At 66.8% G+C, this 13,092-nt stretch carries 13 protein-coding genes; 7 read left to right on the top strand and 6 right to left on the bottom strand.

Features of this window, described 5'->3' with window-relative positions; genetic code table 11:
* Positions 1-37: 37 nt before the first annotated feature.
* The 3 genes from folD to MLE18_RS06385 form a co-directional block, all read right to left on the bottom strand.
* Positions 38-898 (bottom strand): bifunctional methylenetetrahydrofolate dehydrogenase/methenyltetrahydrofolate cyclohydrolase FolD, encoded by an 861-nt coding sequence (gene folD, locus MLE18_RS06395; RefSeq protein ID WP_243368419.1) that lies wholly within the window; start codon positions 896-898, stop codon positions 38-40.
* A gap of 163 nt (positions 899-1,061) precedes the next feature.
* Positions 1,062-1,427, bottom strand: coding sequence for an Hsp20/alpha crystallin family protein (locus tag MLE18_RS06390; protein WP_243368418.1), 366 nt, complete (start codon positions 1,425-1,427; stop codon positions 1,062-1,064).
* A gap of 15 nt (positions 1,428-1,442) precedes the next feature.
* Positions 1,443-1,859, bottom strand: a complete 417-nt coding sequence (locus MLE18_RS06385; protein WP_243311937.1) for an Hsp20/alpha crystallin family protein — start codon at positions 1,857-1,859, stop codon at positions 1,443-1,445.
* Positions 1,860-2,018: 159 nt separating this feature from the next.
* On the opposite strand from MLE18_RS06385, the gene MLE18_RS06380 reads away from it, so the two are divergent.
* Complete coding sequence (locus MLE18_RS06380) at positions 2,019-2,234, top strand: FmdB family zinc ribbon protein (RefSeq protein WP_243368416.1); 216 nt, start codon at positions 2,019-2,021, stop codon at positions 2,232-2,234.
* Positions 2,235-2,312: 78 nt separating this feature from the next.
* On the top strand, positions 2,313-4,214 hold the full coding sequence (gene htpG / locus MLE18_RS06375) for a molecular chaperone HtpG (protein ID WP_243368414.1): 1,902 nt from the start codon (positions 2,313-2,315) through the stop codon (positions 4,212-4,214).
* Positions 4,215-4,272: 58 nt separating this feature from the next.
* On the opposite strand, the gene MLE18_RS06370 is transcribed toward htpG, so the two are convergent.
* From MLE18_RS06370 to chrA, 3 genes are read right to left on the bottom strand one after another with little or no spacing between them, the layout of a single operon-like run.
* Positions 4,273-5,052 carry a hypothetical protein gene (locus tag MLE18_RS06370; protein WP_243368412.1) on the bottom strand — a complete coding sequence of 260 codons (780 nt, stop codon included), beginning with the start codon at positions 5,050-5,052 and terminating at the stop codon, positions 4,273-4,275.
* Between the two features lie 24 nt (positions 5,053-5,076).
* Entirely contained in the window at positions 5,077-6,246 is a 1,170-nt protein-coding gene (locus tag MLE18_RS06365) for a chromate transporter (RefSeq protein ID WP_243368410.1), read from the bottom strand.
* A gap of 12 nt (positions 6,247-6,258) precedes the next feature.
* Complete coding sequence (gene chrA, locus MLE18_RS06360) at positions 6,259-7,407, bottom strand: chromate efflux transporter (RefSeq protein WP_243368408.1); 1,149 nt, start codon at positions 7,405-7,407, stop codon at positions 6,259-6,261.
* Positions 7,408-7,551: 144 nt separating this feature from the next.
* On the opposite strand from chrA, the gene MLE18_RS06355 reads away from it, so the two are divergent.
* From MLE18_RS06355 to lon, 5 genes are all read left to right on the top strand, one after another.
* The gene (locus tag MLE18_RS06355; RefSeq protein ID WP_243368406.1) at positions 7,552-8,115 is read left to right on the top strand and encodes a flavodoxin family protein; all 564 of its coding nucleotides are present in this window, start codon (positions 7,552-7,554) and stop codon (positions 8,113-8,115) included.
* Complete coding sequence (locus MLE18_RS06350) at positions 8,112-8,783, top strand: NAD(P)H-dependent oxidoreductase (protein WP_243368404.1); 672 nt, start codon at positions 8,112-8,114, stop codon at positions 8,781-8,783. Before MLE18_RS06355 ends, MLE18_RS06350 begins: the two co-directional genes overlap by 4 nt.
* Positions 8,780-9,763, top strand: coding sequence for a DNA polymerase III subunit delta (locus MLE18_RS06345; protein WP_243368698.1), 984 nt, complete (start codon positions 8,780-8,782; stop codon positions 9,761-9,763). The genes MLE18_RS06350 and MLE18_RS06345 overlap by 4 nt, the downstream gene beginning before the upstream one ends.
* 102 nt (positions 9,764-9,865) lie before the next feature.
* Entirely contained in the window at positions 9,866-10,552 is a 687-nt protein-coding gene (gene radC, locus MLE18_RS06340; protein WP_243368402.1) for a RadC family protein, read from the top strand.
* Between the two features lie 66 nt (positions 10,553-10,618).
* Positions 10,619-13,090, top strand: coding sequence for an endopeptidase La (gene lon / locus MLE18_RS06335; protein WP_243368400.1), 2,472 nt, complete (start codon positions 10,619-10,621; stop codon positions 13,088-13,090).
* Positions 13,091-13,092: the final 2 nt, after the last annotated feature.

The raw sequence follows: 13,092 nt of genomic DNA, 5'->3' as shown, positions 1-13,092 counted from the left end.
CAACTGCCCGGGCCGGCGAGTGGGGGCCTGGGCTGGTTTACGCGCCCTTGCGCATGGTGAACGCCTTCACCGTGTTGGATATGAGCATGGCTATGGTCATGGGTCCGATGCCGCCGGGGGCCGGGGTGATGGCCGAGGCCACGTCCTTCACGGCCGCGAAGTCCACGTCGCCGCAGAGGCCGGTATCCGTGCGGTTCATGCCCACGTCGATGACCACGGCTCCGGGCTTGACCATATCCTTGGTGACGAAGCGCGCCCTGCCGATGGCAGCCACCAGGATGTCCGCCTCGCGGCAGACGCCGGGCAGGTCCGGCGTGCGGGAGTGGCAGATGGTGACCGTGGCATTGGCCAGGGGCGTGGCCCGCGCCAGCATGAGCGCCATGGGCTTGCCCACGATGTTGGAGCGCCCGATGACCACGGCCCGCTTGCCCGCGCAGGAGATGCCGTAGCGCTCCAGCAGCACCATCACGCCCGCCGGGGTGCAAGGCTCCAGGCAGGGGAGGCCGATGCAGAGCTTGCCCACGTTCATGGGGTGGAAGCCGTCCACGTCCTTCTCGGGGGCCACCAGGGCCTGCACGGCCAGGATGTCCAGGTGCTTGGGCAGGGGAGCCTGCACCAGGATGCCGTCCACGCCGTCGTCGGCGTTGAGGCCGGAGACGAGCGTCTCCAGCTCGGCCTGGGTGGTTTCGGCGGGGATGCGGTGGGCGCTGGAGCGGATGCCTGCGTCGGCGCAGGCCTTTTCCTTGTTGCGAACGTATACCTGGGAGGCGGGGTCCTCGCCCACGAGCACCACGGCCAGGTGCGGGGGGCGGCCGTGCCTGGCGGCCAGGACCGCGACCTCCTGCGCCAGTTGCTGGCGGATGCTCAGTGCTGTGGCTTTCCCGTCGAGAAGCTGCATGCCGTTACCTTCCTGAATATGGATTGCGGACGCCGGACGGGAGGAATCCAGGCGGACCCGGAAAACCCGGATAAGACAATTCGCGCGCCAATGCAAATCCGGCCCCGGGCATAAAAAAAGGCCGGAGCTTTCGCCCCGGCCTTTGTGATCATGCGTTGCCCACTCAGCCCATCTGGATGTCGATCTTGCGCGGCTGGGCCTTTTCGGCCTTGGGCAGGTGCAGCTCCAGCACGCCGTTCTTGAGCGTGGCCTTGATGCGGGACTTGTCCACGATGTGCGAGAGCGTGAAGCCCCGGTAGTATTCGCCGTTGCCGAACTCCACGTGGATCAGCTTCTCGCCGTCGGGCGCCGGGTAGGCGCTGCGCCCAGAAACCTTGATCTCGTCCTCGTTGAGGTCGATCACCAGGGCCTCCTTGGAGACGCCGGGCATGTCCATGTAGATGTAGAAGCCGTCCTCGGCCTCCACGATGTCCGTTGCGGGCTTGACCCGGGGAAAGCCCTTCTCTTCGGTCTTGCGGATGTCGCTCATGGGTGTTCCTCCAGATCAGGCGATGTCGATGGAGATTTTCTTGGGCTTGGCGCCGTCGGACTTGGGGATCACGATCTCCAGGAGTCCGTCCTTCATCTTGGCGCTCACCTTGTCGCGGTCGATGGGGGACTGGATGTTCACCACGCGTTGGAACGCGCCGGTGGGGCGCTCCTGCCTGTAGTACTTGCCCTTGGCGGGCTGGCGCTCGCCCTTGATGACCAGCGAGGAGTCGGTGAGGCTCAGGTCGATCTCGGAGATGTCCATTCCCGGAATCTCGCAATGCACCAGGATGCGGTCCTGGTCTTCCGAGATGTTCAGGGGCGGGTAGGCGTAGGGCCGCTGGGAAATGGGCAGCGTGGGGGACCAAATAGCCTCGAACACGCGCTCAAGGGGCGATTGTGCGCCGAAGAAGGGGCTGAAGTCGATGACCATGCGGATTCCTCCTCAAAACGGTGTTTCGATTGTGACGATAATCACCGACGGGGGGCCGTCAAGCCTTCATTTTACCGTAAAAAAGCGGGCCTTTGCGCCTTGACAGGCCGCTTGGGCTGGTTAGTTGCTTCTGTTGACGGAATCGATCAGGAGAATCCCATGCCCATATACGAATACCAGTGCCGCGCCTGCTCCTGCAGGTTCGAGGAAATCAGGCACGCGTCCTCCAGTGAAAAGCCCGCCTGCCCGTCCTGCGCCTCCAAGGACGTGGTCAGGCTCATGAGCGCGCCCAACGTGCAGGGCCTGGGCGGGCCGGACCTCTCCGGCCCCTCGTCAGGCGGCCTGGGCGGCTGCGGCTCGGGCGGCTTTTCCTGAGCGCCCTAGGCGCCCGGCCGGTCCGGCCGGAACATCACGAATCATCACAGAACATTCCCTAAGGAGTCAGAGACAGCCATGTCCGACAATGTGATCAAGCGCGAGTTCAAGGCTGATATCGTCAAACTGCTCGATATCATCACCCACTCCGTCTACACCAACAAGGAGATCTTCCTGCGCGAGCTGGTCTCCAACGCCTCGGACGCACTCGAGAAGCTGCGCTTCCAGATGAGCCGGGGCGACCAGGTCGCCGCGCCGGACCTGCCGTTGGAGATCCGCATCGCCACCGACAAGGACAACGCCGTGCTGACCATCACGGACACCGGCCTGGGCATGAGCGAGCTGGAGCTGGTGGAGAACATCGGCTCCATCGCGCATTCCGGGTCCGAGGACTTCATCAACGCCCTGGGCGAGGACAAGTCCAAGGCCAGCTCCATCATCGGGCGTTTCGGCGTGGGCTTCTATTCGGTGTTCATGGTGGCCCGCAAGGTGGTGCTGACCACCAGCTCGGCCACCCCGGGCGAGCAGGCCTGGGTCTGGATCTCCGACGGCCTGGGCGGCTATGAGCTGATCCCCGCCGAGGGCGAGGTGGAGCGCGGAACCTCCATCGAGATCCACCTCAAGGACGACGCCAAGGAGTTCGCCGAGCCGGACGTGCTCAAGGACGTCATCAACCGGCACTCGCACTTCATCTCCTTCCCCATCCTGGTGGACGGCGAGCGCGTGAACACCGTGCCCGCCATCTGGCGTGAGCCCAAGAGCAGCGTCACCGCCGAGCAGTACAAGGAGTTCTACACCTTCCTGACCCACGACGACGAGCCCCCGCTGGAAACCATCCACATGAACGTGGACGCCCCGGTGCAGTTCTCCTCCCTGGTGTTCGTGCCCGCCAAGGCCGAGGACTACATGGGCTTCCAGAAGCTGGAGCGCGGGCTGGACCTCTACGTGCGCCGCGTGCTCATCGCCAAGGACGCCACCGAGCTGCTGCCCGAATACCTGCGCTTCTGCCGGGGCGTGGTGGACACCGAGGACCTGCCGCTCAACATCTCCCGCGAGACCTTGCAGCAGAACGCCGTGCTGCGCCGCATCGCCCAGGCCGTCACCAAGGAGATCCTCTCCCGCCTGAAGAAGAAGGCCGCCTCGGACCCCGACGGCTACGCCGCCCTCTGGAAGGAGCACTCAAAGATCTTCAAGCTGGGCTACTCCGACTACCTGAACCGCGACTCCGTGGCCGAGCTGCTGCGCTTCGACTCCTCCGCGCTGGACGGCCCCGGCAAGCTGACCTCCCTCGCGGACTACGTGAGCCGCGCCAAGGAGGGCCAGAAGACCGTGTACTACGTCTCCGGCCCCAGCCGCGAGGCCGTGGAGCTCAACCCCTACTTGGAGATGTTCACGCGCAAGGGCGTTGAGGTGCTCTACCTCTACGAGCCCATCGACGAGTTCATGCTGGAGTCGCTGCACACCTTCAAGGAGTTCACGTTCAAGTCCGCCGAGCAGGCCCAGGCCTCCGACCTGGACCCCTTCGAGGACGTGGCCCCGGCGGCCAACGCCCCGGAGCCGCTCACCACGGAGCAGTCCGGCGGCCTGGACGCCCTGCTTTCGGACATGAAGAAGATCCTGGGCGACAAGATCAAGGACGTGCGCCGCTCCACTAGGCTCAAGTCCAGCCCGTCGTGCCTGGTCTCGGCCGAGGGCGGCAGCTCCCAGATGCAGAAGATCATGCGCCTGATGAGCAAGGACGAGTCCATCCCGCCCAAGATCATGGAGGTCAACCCGGACCACCCGCTGACCCGCAACCTGCTGGACATCCACACGGCGGACCCGGCCGACCCGTTCATCGAGCAGGCCACCACGCAGCTCTATGAATCCGCGCTGCTGCTCGAGGGGTACCTCTCCGACCCGCACAAGATGGTGGGGCGCATCAACGCCATCCTGGAGCAGGCCAGCGGCTGGTACGCGGGGCTCAAGAAAAAAGGCTAGCCTTCACGTTTGGCCATGAAATGACACACCGGAGCGCCCTAGCGGGCGCTCCGGTTTTTTATTGAGGAATGATCGAGACGAGCCTGCGGTCGAATAGCTCGCTGGCTAAGGCAAAGAGACGCAGATCATGCTGATTGCGTGCAACTAGCGTTTCGAACAGTTCACCCCCTAAGCTCTTCCGTATCTGCTCTATACGGAGCTCGAGGCTGTCGGCCCTGTCGGGATTACGGTTGATATGCCCGACATTGTAATGCTCCAGCAGAGCCGTTCTGCTAAGCGAACGCTCCAGCAGATGCACGGATTCCTTAAACCGCTCAACAAGCCCGAAAAATGGAAGACCCATCAACCGGGCGGATGCGGCGTGGAAGTCGGAGGAAAGTGCACGGGCTACACTCATGTCCACATGTGACCCCGCCAGAAAAATCGTTTGAAAATCCGATATGACGCAGCCGTTTCCGGGTTCGAGACGCCAACGGACGTAATCAGCGAAATCATACCGTTTAGCGGCCAAAACACCGGGTCCGGCTCCTTGCTCCGGCTGCCCGCGCTCAAAGGAGTAGACGGAGTAGGCCCTGTCTATAGGGTGGCGAAGGATGACTATTGGGTGAAAAGTCACTCCAGGGACGCAGGGTACCGGCAGGCGGGCGTGGTGACTCGATAGGGAGAGCACTTCCGGGTTAGCGGCGATAAATGCTCCGACCGCTTCCGGGAGTAGCGTGCTCCAGGGACGTTTGCCTTCCAACTGAGCCCACCGGGGACCATGGTTGTGGCTCAACATGCTGTCGATGCTTGACCCGGCGTTTTTGAAGATGTGGTAATGAATGATCACATGGCGCATGGTTTTACCTCACCGATCATGGGCCTACAGCAGCGCCACTCCGGCCAGGAATGCGGCGCCCAGCACGATGCCGGGGTGGTTGCGCATGAGCAGGGTGGCGAGCGCGCCCGCCACCAGGGCGATGCGCAGCGTGTCCCAGCCGGGAGCCACCTGCAGCACGGAGATCATCTGCCCGCCCAGCCCCAGGCACAGGCCCGCCAGCACGGCCGAGACCCCGCCCAGGGCCTTGGGAGCCCAGCGGGAGGCGGCCACGGCCCCGCGCACAGGCTGAACGGCCACGGCCATGAGCAGCGTGGGCAGGAAGGCTCCGGCTGCGGCGGCCAGCAGCCCGGCGACGCCCAGGGCGCGCGCACCCAGCAGCAGCGCGCCCCCGGCGTAGGGGCCGGGAATGGCGTCCACCAGGGTCATGGCCTGGGAGAAATGCACGGGGTCCAGCCACTGGCGCAGACGCACCATGTCGGCGAAGAGCAGGGGGTAAAGCCCGAAGCCCCCGAGCGAGAACAGGCCCGCCTTGCCCGTCCAGAGCATGAGCCTGCCCAGGGAGGCGTCCAGAAACACGCACAGCCCGGCGGCCGCGGCCAGGGGCAGGGCGGCGGCCAGGGCCGCGCCCCAGGGGTAGGGCTTCGATTCGCAGCAGTCGGCCGCTTCGGGGTCCGCTCCGGCCGGGTCGGGCGTCAGGAGCACCCCCAGCACCGCGCCGCCCATGAGCATGGAGAAGGGCTTGAGCCCGATGAAGAAGAGCAGGCCCGCCGCCGTGGCCAGCGCCCAGGCCAGGGGCTTGCGCCCGGTGGCGGTGAAGAGCAGGTGAAGCCCGGCGTAGAGGCAGATGGCGGGGGACACGGTGAGCACCCCGCGCAGCCCGGCCGCGAACCAGGGGGCGTCCGCCATGAAGTGCCAGAGCCAGGCCAGCAGCGCGGCGCAGACGAGGCCGGGGCCGATGTAGCCCGCGCTGGCGGCCAGGGCCCCGCCCAGGCCGCGCAGGTGCATGCCCGTCGCGCACACCAGGGTGAGCCCGCGCAGGCCGGGGAGGTTGGCGCTCATGGCGGCGTGCCGGGCGAACTCAGCCCCGGACATCCAGCCGAGCTGATCCACCAGGCAATCCCTGGCGAGGGTTTCCAGGCGGCGGTGGCGGGAGCGAAGACCCAGGAGCAATGTTATCTTGAAGAGGAGGGAGAGCGTGCAGGGGGTCGTCATGAACACCTCGAATCAGAAAAGGAACAGACTCAAGCCGGCGGCGGCGAGCACGATCCAACAGACATTCACCTTCTTGGCCAGGGCGGCCAGCGAGAGAACGAGCAGCAATCCCGAAGCCCATCCCCAGTCCACGGCCTTGGCCAAGGTGTAGCTGACCGCCACGATCATGCCGCCCAGCGTGGCCAGGACCCCGGCCAGGGCGCTCCTTGCGCGCGCCGAGCCCACGATGCTGTCCCGGTAGTGGGACGCGGCGAGCACGATGATGAACGAGGCCGCGAAGATGCCCACCGAGGCGACCACCGCGCCCGGCACCCCGCGCACGATGTAGCCCATGAAGGCCGAGGCCAGAAGGCTCGGTCCGGGCGTCACCTGGGCCAGGGCCATGCCCTCGATGAAGGTGGCGCTGTCCACCCAGGCGCGGTGCTCCACCACCTCGGCATACATCACGGGGAAGACGCCAAAGCCCCCAAAGGAGAGCATATCCACCTTTATCATGGAGACCGCAAGATCGAAGAGCAGGGGGTCCACGGCCAGCAGGAATCCCATGCCCAGGGCCATGGCCAGGGCCATGTATCCCGCCAGGCGCAGGGCCCCGTTGGCCGAGCGGCCCTCGCCGAGGTCCGGCGCGGGGCCGGGGGCCAGCGCGAACAGGCCCAGCAACGCGGCCCCGAAGACGATGGGCACTACGCCCACCCCGGCCAGGAACAGGGCGGCGGCGGCCGCGGTGAAGGCCTGGTGGCGTCTGGTGGGCGCGAAGCGCTTGACGAAATCCAGGCAGGACATGAGGCAGATGGCCAGCACCACGACCTTGAGCCCGGAGCAGATGGCCTGGGAGAAATGCGAACCCCGGGTGTGGGTGTAGAACATGGACAGCCCGAGCATGAGCAGGAAGGCCGGGCAGGAGAAGCCGAGATATCCGGCGATGGCCCCGGGCAGGCCGTCGAGCTTGAGCCCGATGTAGGCCGCCAGCTGCATGAGGGTGCCGCCGGGGATGGTCTGGCAGAGGCCCAGGCCCAGGCGGAAATCCTCGCGGGTGACGAAGCCGCGCTTCTCCACCACCTCGCGGCGCATGGCCGGCATCATGGCAGGCCCGCCGTAGGCAGTGGCGCCGACAACGAAGAAGCCCTTGAATATGTCCCAAGCTTTCACGCGTGCGGCCATGATCGCTCCTTGTTTCTGAAAAGCCGTGATACGGGCATGTCCCGGAAAAGTGAACAGGGCGGACAGTATTTTGTGCGGCAGGCTCCGGTTGGATGGAAGCGATAAGGCATTGACGAACCCTGCCCAAGCGGCAACAACCTGCCCATGCGCACTATTCTCTTCGACGCGGCCCCCCCGGAGGACGACGCCTGCCGCCAGGGGCTGGACGCCCTGCGGCGCGCCCTCACGGACGAAGGCTGCTCCGTACGCACCTTCACCCTGGGCCGCATGGCCATTTCCCCGTGCAGGGGCTGCTTTGCCTGCTGGATAGGCACCCCGGGGCGCTGCCCCTTCGAGGACGCCTCCCGCGAGGCGGCGCAGGCCGTGGCCGGGGCGGACCTGCTGGCGGTCTATTCCCCCGTGGACTTCGGCTGCTGGAGCTCGGAAGCCAAGAAGGCCCTGGACCGCATGGTCTGCCTGGTGTCGCCGCATTTCGCCTTTTCCGGCCTGACGCGCCACAGGCCCCGTTACGCGTCGCTGCCCGCGCTGCTGGGGGTTGGCTGGCTGGCTGAGCCGGACCCCGAGGCCGCAGGCGTGTTCGCCCGGCTGGTGGAGCACAACGCCTACAACCTGCACGCTCCGGCCCAGCGCGCCGTGCTGCTGGAGCGCGACGATTGGAGCCGCCAGCGGCAGGTGTGCCGCAGCGCCCTGAGGGGGATGTTCCAATGAGGCGGGTGCTGCTGCTGGCGGGCAGTCCCAGGGCCGGAGGGGTCTCCCTGATGCTCGGGAGGGAACTGCTGGAGCGCATGGCCGGGCAGGGTCCCGCGATGGAGGCGCAGACCCTGCGCGTAAGCGGCCTGCTGGACGCGCAGGAGGGCAGGGCCAGGCTGCACGCGGCCTTCGCCTGGGCGGACACGGTGGTCCTGAGCGCGCCTGTGTACGTCGATTCGCCCCCGGCCCAGGTGCTCAAGGCCCTGGAGTTCCTGGCCGCCGAGCCCTGGCGGGGGGAGCAGCCCAAACGCTTCTGCGCCCTGTTCTGCTGCGGTTTCCCTGAGGCCTCGCACACCGACATCTGCCTGGACGTGAGCCGCATCTTCGCCCGCAAAGCCGGGATGGAGTGGGCCGGAGGGCTGGGCTTCGGCGGCTCGGGGGCGCTCGGGGGCGAAACCCTGGCCGCTCGCGGCAGGATGGCCGCACCGGCGGTCCGCGCCCTGGACCTGGCCGCCCGGGCTTTGGCCGACGGGCGGCCCGTGCCGATCGAGGCGCGGGAGCTGGCGGCACGGCCCCTGATCCCCAAGCCGCTCTACCTCCTCCTGGCCGAGTCGGGCTTCCTGGCCCAGGCCTGGAAGAGCCGGTCACTCACGCGCCTTGGCGCACAACCCTTCGCGGAACAATGAGCCAGCGCCCAGGATTCACCTTTCTCGTCTGCCCGGACCCGGAGATGGTCAAGCGCCGTCTGGAGCAGCTCATGGCCGCCTCCGGCGGGGGCTTCGCCCGCCAGGTCTTCTGGGGCGACGCCGACGAGTTCGACCCGGCCTGGTGGCAGGCCCTCTCCACCGTGAGCCTCTTCGCCCAGCCCAAGGCCGTGGTGCTGCGCCGGGCCGAGGGCCTCGGGGCCGACTTCTGGGAGAAGCTGGCCCGCCCGCTCTCGGGCTTCAACGAGCACGCCTGGCCCGTGATCTGCCTGGAAGGCCCGCACGACCCCAAGAAGGGGCCGTCGCTGCCCAAGGGGCTGGCCGACAGGCCCTACTGGAAGGTGGGGCAGCAGAAGGGCTGGGTCTGGATATCCCCCGGGCTCACGGAGGAGACCCTGGGCCCCCTGCTGCGCCAGTGGGCCCAGAGCCGCAACCTGCGCTTCGGCAAGGGGGCGCTCTCCGAGCTGACCCGGCTGCTGCCGCGCAACATGGCCGCCGCTTCGGCGGAGCTTGAGAAGCTGGAGCTGGCCGCCGTGGACGGCGAGATCGGGGCCGACCTGGCGGGCATGAACCAGGTGGAGGCCGACCTGGACATCTTCGGCTTCCTCAAGGCCTTGGAGGAGGGGCGCGACCCGGCCGGGGTCTGGCGCACGGTCTTCGGTCACCAGCTCTCCAGCGACGACGGCTTCCTGTTCCAGTTCCTGGCCATCCTGGCCCGCGAATACCGCCTGATGTGGCAGCTCCTGCACGACGACCCGGAGTGCAAGGCCCACCCCTACGTGCGCAAGCTCAAGGCGCCCATGGCCGGGCGGCTCGGCCCGGCCGGGCTGGCCAAGATGTGGGACCTGGCCATGGAGGCGGAGTGCTCGGTGAAGTCGGGGCGCAAATCCCCGGATCAGGCCCTTGAGATGCTTGTGGCGGAGCTGCATGTGCTGTTCGCCCGGGTCAGGGGCCGCAACTGAGCGTCCTATTCATGAAATAACCCGGGCATTGGCGGCTCGAACGGGTCAAATGCGCCCGCTACGGCCGAAAAACGCGCGAGGGGCTTGCGCATGGGCACTTCTATGCTTAAACAGAAGAATCAACCCCACTATCTGGGCCACCGCAGCCGCCTGAAGCAGCGTCTTCAAGACGGCCCGCGTGCTCTGGCCGACTACGAGATCCTTGAACTGCTGTTGGGCTACGCCAATCCCCGCCGGGACGCCAAGCCCCTGGCCAAGGCCCTGCTGGAGCGTTTCGGCTCTCTGCGGGGCGTGTACCAGGCCCGGCAGGCCGACCTGATGGAGGTCGAGGGCTTCGGCGATGGGTTGAGCGTGTTCTGGGCGCTCTGGCGGGAATTCCTGGCCCGCCTCGGGGAGCAGGACGTGCGAGAGCGCGTGCTGGTGGACGACCCCAAGGTGGTGGCGGACCTGGCCCGGGAGCGCCTGGGGCACCTGACCGGCGAGGAATTCTGGGTGCTCCTGGTGGACGCGTCCAACCGGGTGCTCGGCTGGGAGTGCGTGAGCAAGGGCACCGTGGACCAGACCCCGGTCTACCCCCGGGAGGTGCTGGCCCTGGCCCTGAACCGCCAGGCCGCCGGGCTGGTGATGGTGCACAACCATCCCAGCGGCGACCCCAAGCCCTCCAACGCCGACGTGGAGATAACCCGCCAGGTCAAGCTGGCGGCCCACGGCCTGGGGGTCAAGCTGCTCGACCACGTGATCGTGGCGGGCAAGAGGTTTTACAGTTTCAGGAAGGCATCATTGCTGTAGCGCGATTTCGGCCCTCGACGGATCGGGAATCCATCCCGGACAATCGAAGCCATCAAGGAGTGATCCATGACCACCGAACATAACGACTTCCCGCAAAACGCCGCGCCGGAGGAGCCTTCGGAGCATCCCGTCTCCGAGGAGCCCATCGTGCCCGGCCCCGAACAGGCCAAGCTGGACATCCCCGCCCTGCTGCCGGTTCTGCCCGTGCGCGACATCGTCGTTTTCAATTATATGATCCTGCCCCTCTTCGTCGGCCGCGAGAAATCCGTGGCCGCCGTGGACGCCGCGCTCAACTCCAACCGCTATATCCTCATCCTCACCCAGAAGGACGAGAAGGTCGACGAGCCCAAGCCCGAGGACCTCTACGAGACCGGCACCGTGGGCATGATCATGCGCATGCTCAAGATGCCCGACGGCAGGCTCAAGGTGCTGGTGCAGGGGCTCACCCGGGCCAAGGTGCACCGCTTCGTGAAGACCGAGCCTCACCTGGAGGCCCTGGTCACCGTGCTGGAGGAGCCCGAACACCCCGAGGTGGGCGTGGGCGAGGAGGCGCTGATGCGCGCCGCCCGTGAGCAGAGCGAGAAGATACTCTCCCTGCGCGGCATCTCCGCCACGGACATCATGAGCGTGCTCAACTCCGTGAACGAGCCGGGCCGCCTGGCGGACCTCATCGCCTCCAACCTGCGCATGCGCGTGGAGGAGGCCCAGAAGATCCTGGAAACCCTGGACCCCGTTCCCCGCCTGGAGCTGGTCAACTCCCAGCTCAACAAGGAGGTGGAGGTGGCCTCGGTGCAGGCCAAGATCCAGTCAATGGCCAAGGAAGGCATGGACAAGGCCCAGAAGGACTTCTTCCTGCGCGAGCAGATGAAGGCCATCCGCCGCGAGTTGGGCGAAGGCCAGGAGGAGGGCGAGGAGCTCGACGAGCTGCGCAAGGCCATCGCCAAGGCCGGGCTGCCCAAGGACGTCAAGGCCGAGGCCGAGAAGCAGCTCAAGCGGCTCTCCACCATGCACCAGGACTCCTCCGAGGCCTCCGTGATCCGCACCTACCTGGACTGGATCACCGAGCTGCCCTGGAAGCGCATGTCCAAGGACCGGCTGGACATCAAAGAGGCCAACCAGATCCTCCAGGACGACCACTACGGCCTGGAGAAGGTCAAGGAGCGCATCCTGGAGTACCTCTCCGTGCGCAAATTGAACCCCAAGATGAAGGGGCCCATCCTCTGCTTCGTGGGGCCTCCCGGCGTGGGCAAGACCAGCCTGGGCCGCTCCATCGCCCGGGCCCTGGGCCGCAAGTTCGTGCGCATGTCGCTTGGCGGCATGCGTGACGAGGCCGAGATCAGGGGCCACAGGCGCACCTACATCGGGGCCATGCCCGGCAGGCTGATCCAGTCCATCAAGTCGGCGGGCACCCGCAACCCGGTGATCATGCTGGACGAGATCGACAAGGTCGGCTCCGACTACCGGGGCGACCCCACCTCGGCCCTGCTGGAGGTGCTGGACCCGGAGCAGAACTTCTCCTTCCAGGACCACTACCTCGGCGTGCCTTACGACCTCTCCAAGGTGATGTTCATCTGCACGGCCAACATGCTCGACACCATCCCCGGCCCCCTGCTGGACCGCATGGAGGTGATCCGCATCCCGGGATACACCGAGCAGGAGAAGGTCAAGATCGCCCGCAAGTACATCCTGGACCGCCAGATCAAGGAGAACGGCCTCAAGCCCGCGGACGTGGAGATGAACGACGCCGTGCTGGCCAAAACCATCCGCGAGTACACGCGGGAGGCGGGCCTGCGCAACCTGGAGCGCGAGGTGGGCACCATCTGCCGCAAGCTGGCCCGGCGCAAGGCCGAAGGCGAGGAGCCGCCCTTCAAGGTCACGGCCAGGCTGCTGCCCAAGCTCCTGGGCATCCCGCGCTTCCTGGACGAGCAGACCGAGCGCGAGCTGCCCCCCGGCGTGGCCGTGGGCCTGGCCTGGACCCCCGTGGGCGGCGAGATCCTGCACATCGAGGTGACCACCATGCCCGGCAAGGGCGCCCTGATCATGACCGGCAAGCTGGGCGAAGTGATGAAGGAGTCGGCGCAGGCGGCCATGTCCTACGCGCGCTCCCGCTCGGACAAGCTGGGCATCGACCCGTCCTTCCTGGAGAAGCACGACATCCACATCCACGTGCCCGCGGGCGCCACCCCCAAGGACGGCCCCTCGGCGGGCGTGACCCTGGTCACGGCGCTCATCTCCGCACTGACCAACACCCCGGTCTGCAGCGACGTGGCCATGACCGGCGAGATCAGCCTGCGCGGGCGCGTGCTGCCCGTGGGCGGCATCAAGGAGAAGATCCTGGCCGCGGTGAGCGCGGGTATGAAGCGGGTGCTCATCCCGGCCCGCAACGAGAAGGACCTGCAGGACATCCCGGCCGAACTGCGCGGGCGCATCAAGGTGCAGCTCATCGAGATGATCGACGAGGTCTGGCCCCTGGCCTGCGCCAAGAAGCCCGAAGAGAAGGCCGAAAAGCCCGCGAAGAAGGCAGAAAAGAAGGCCTAACC

The organism is Fundidesulfovibrio soli, assembly GCF_022808695.1.
Lineage (GTDB): Bacteria > Desulfobacterota > Desulfovibrionia > Desulfovibrionales > Desulfovibrionaceae > Fundidesulfovibrio > Fundidesulfovibrio soli.
This window is presented reverse-complemented; position numbering and strand designations above follow the sequence as displayed.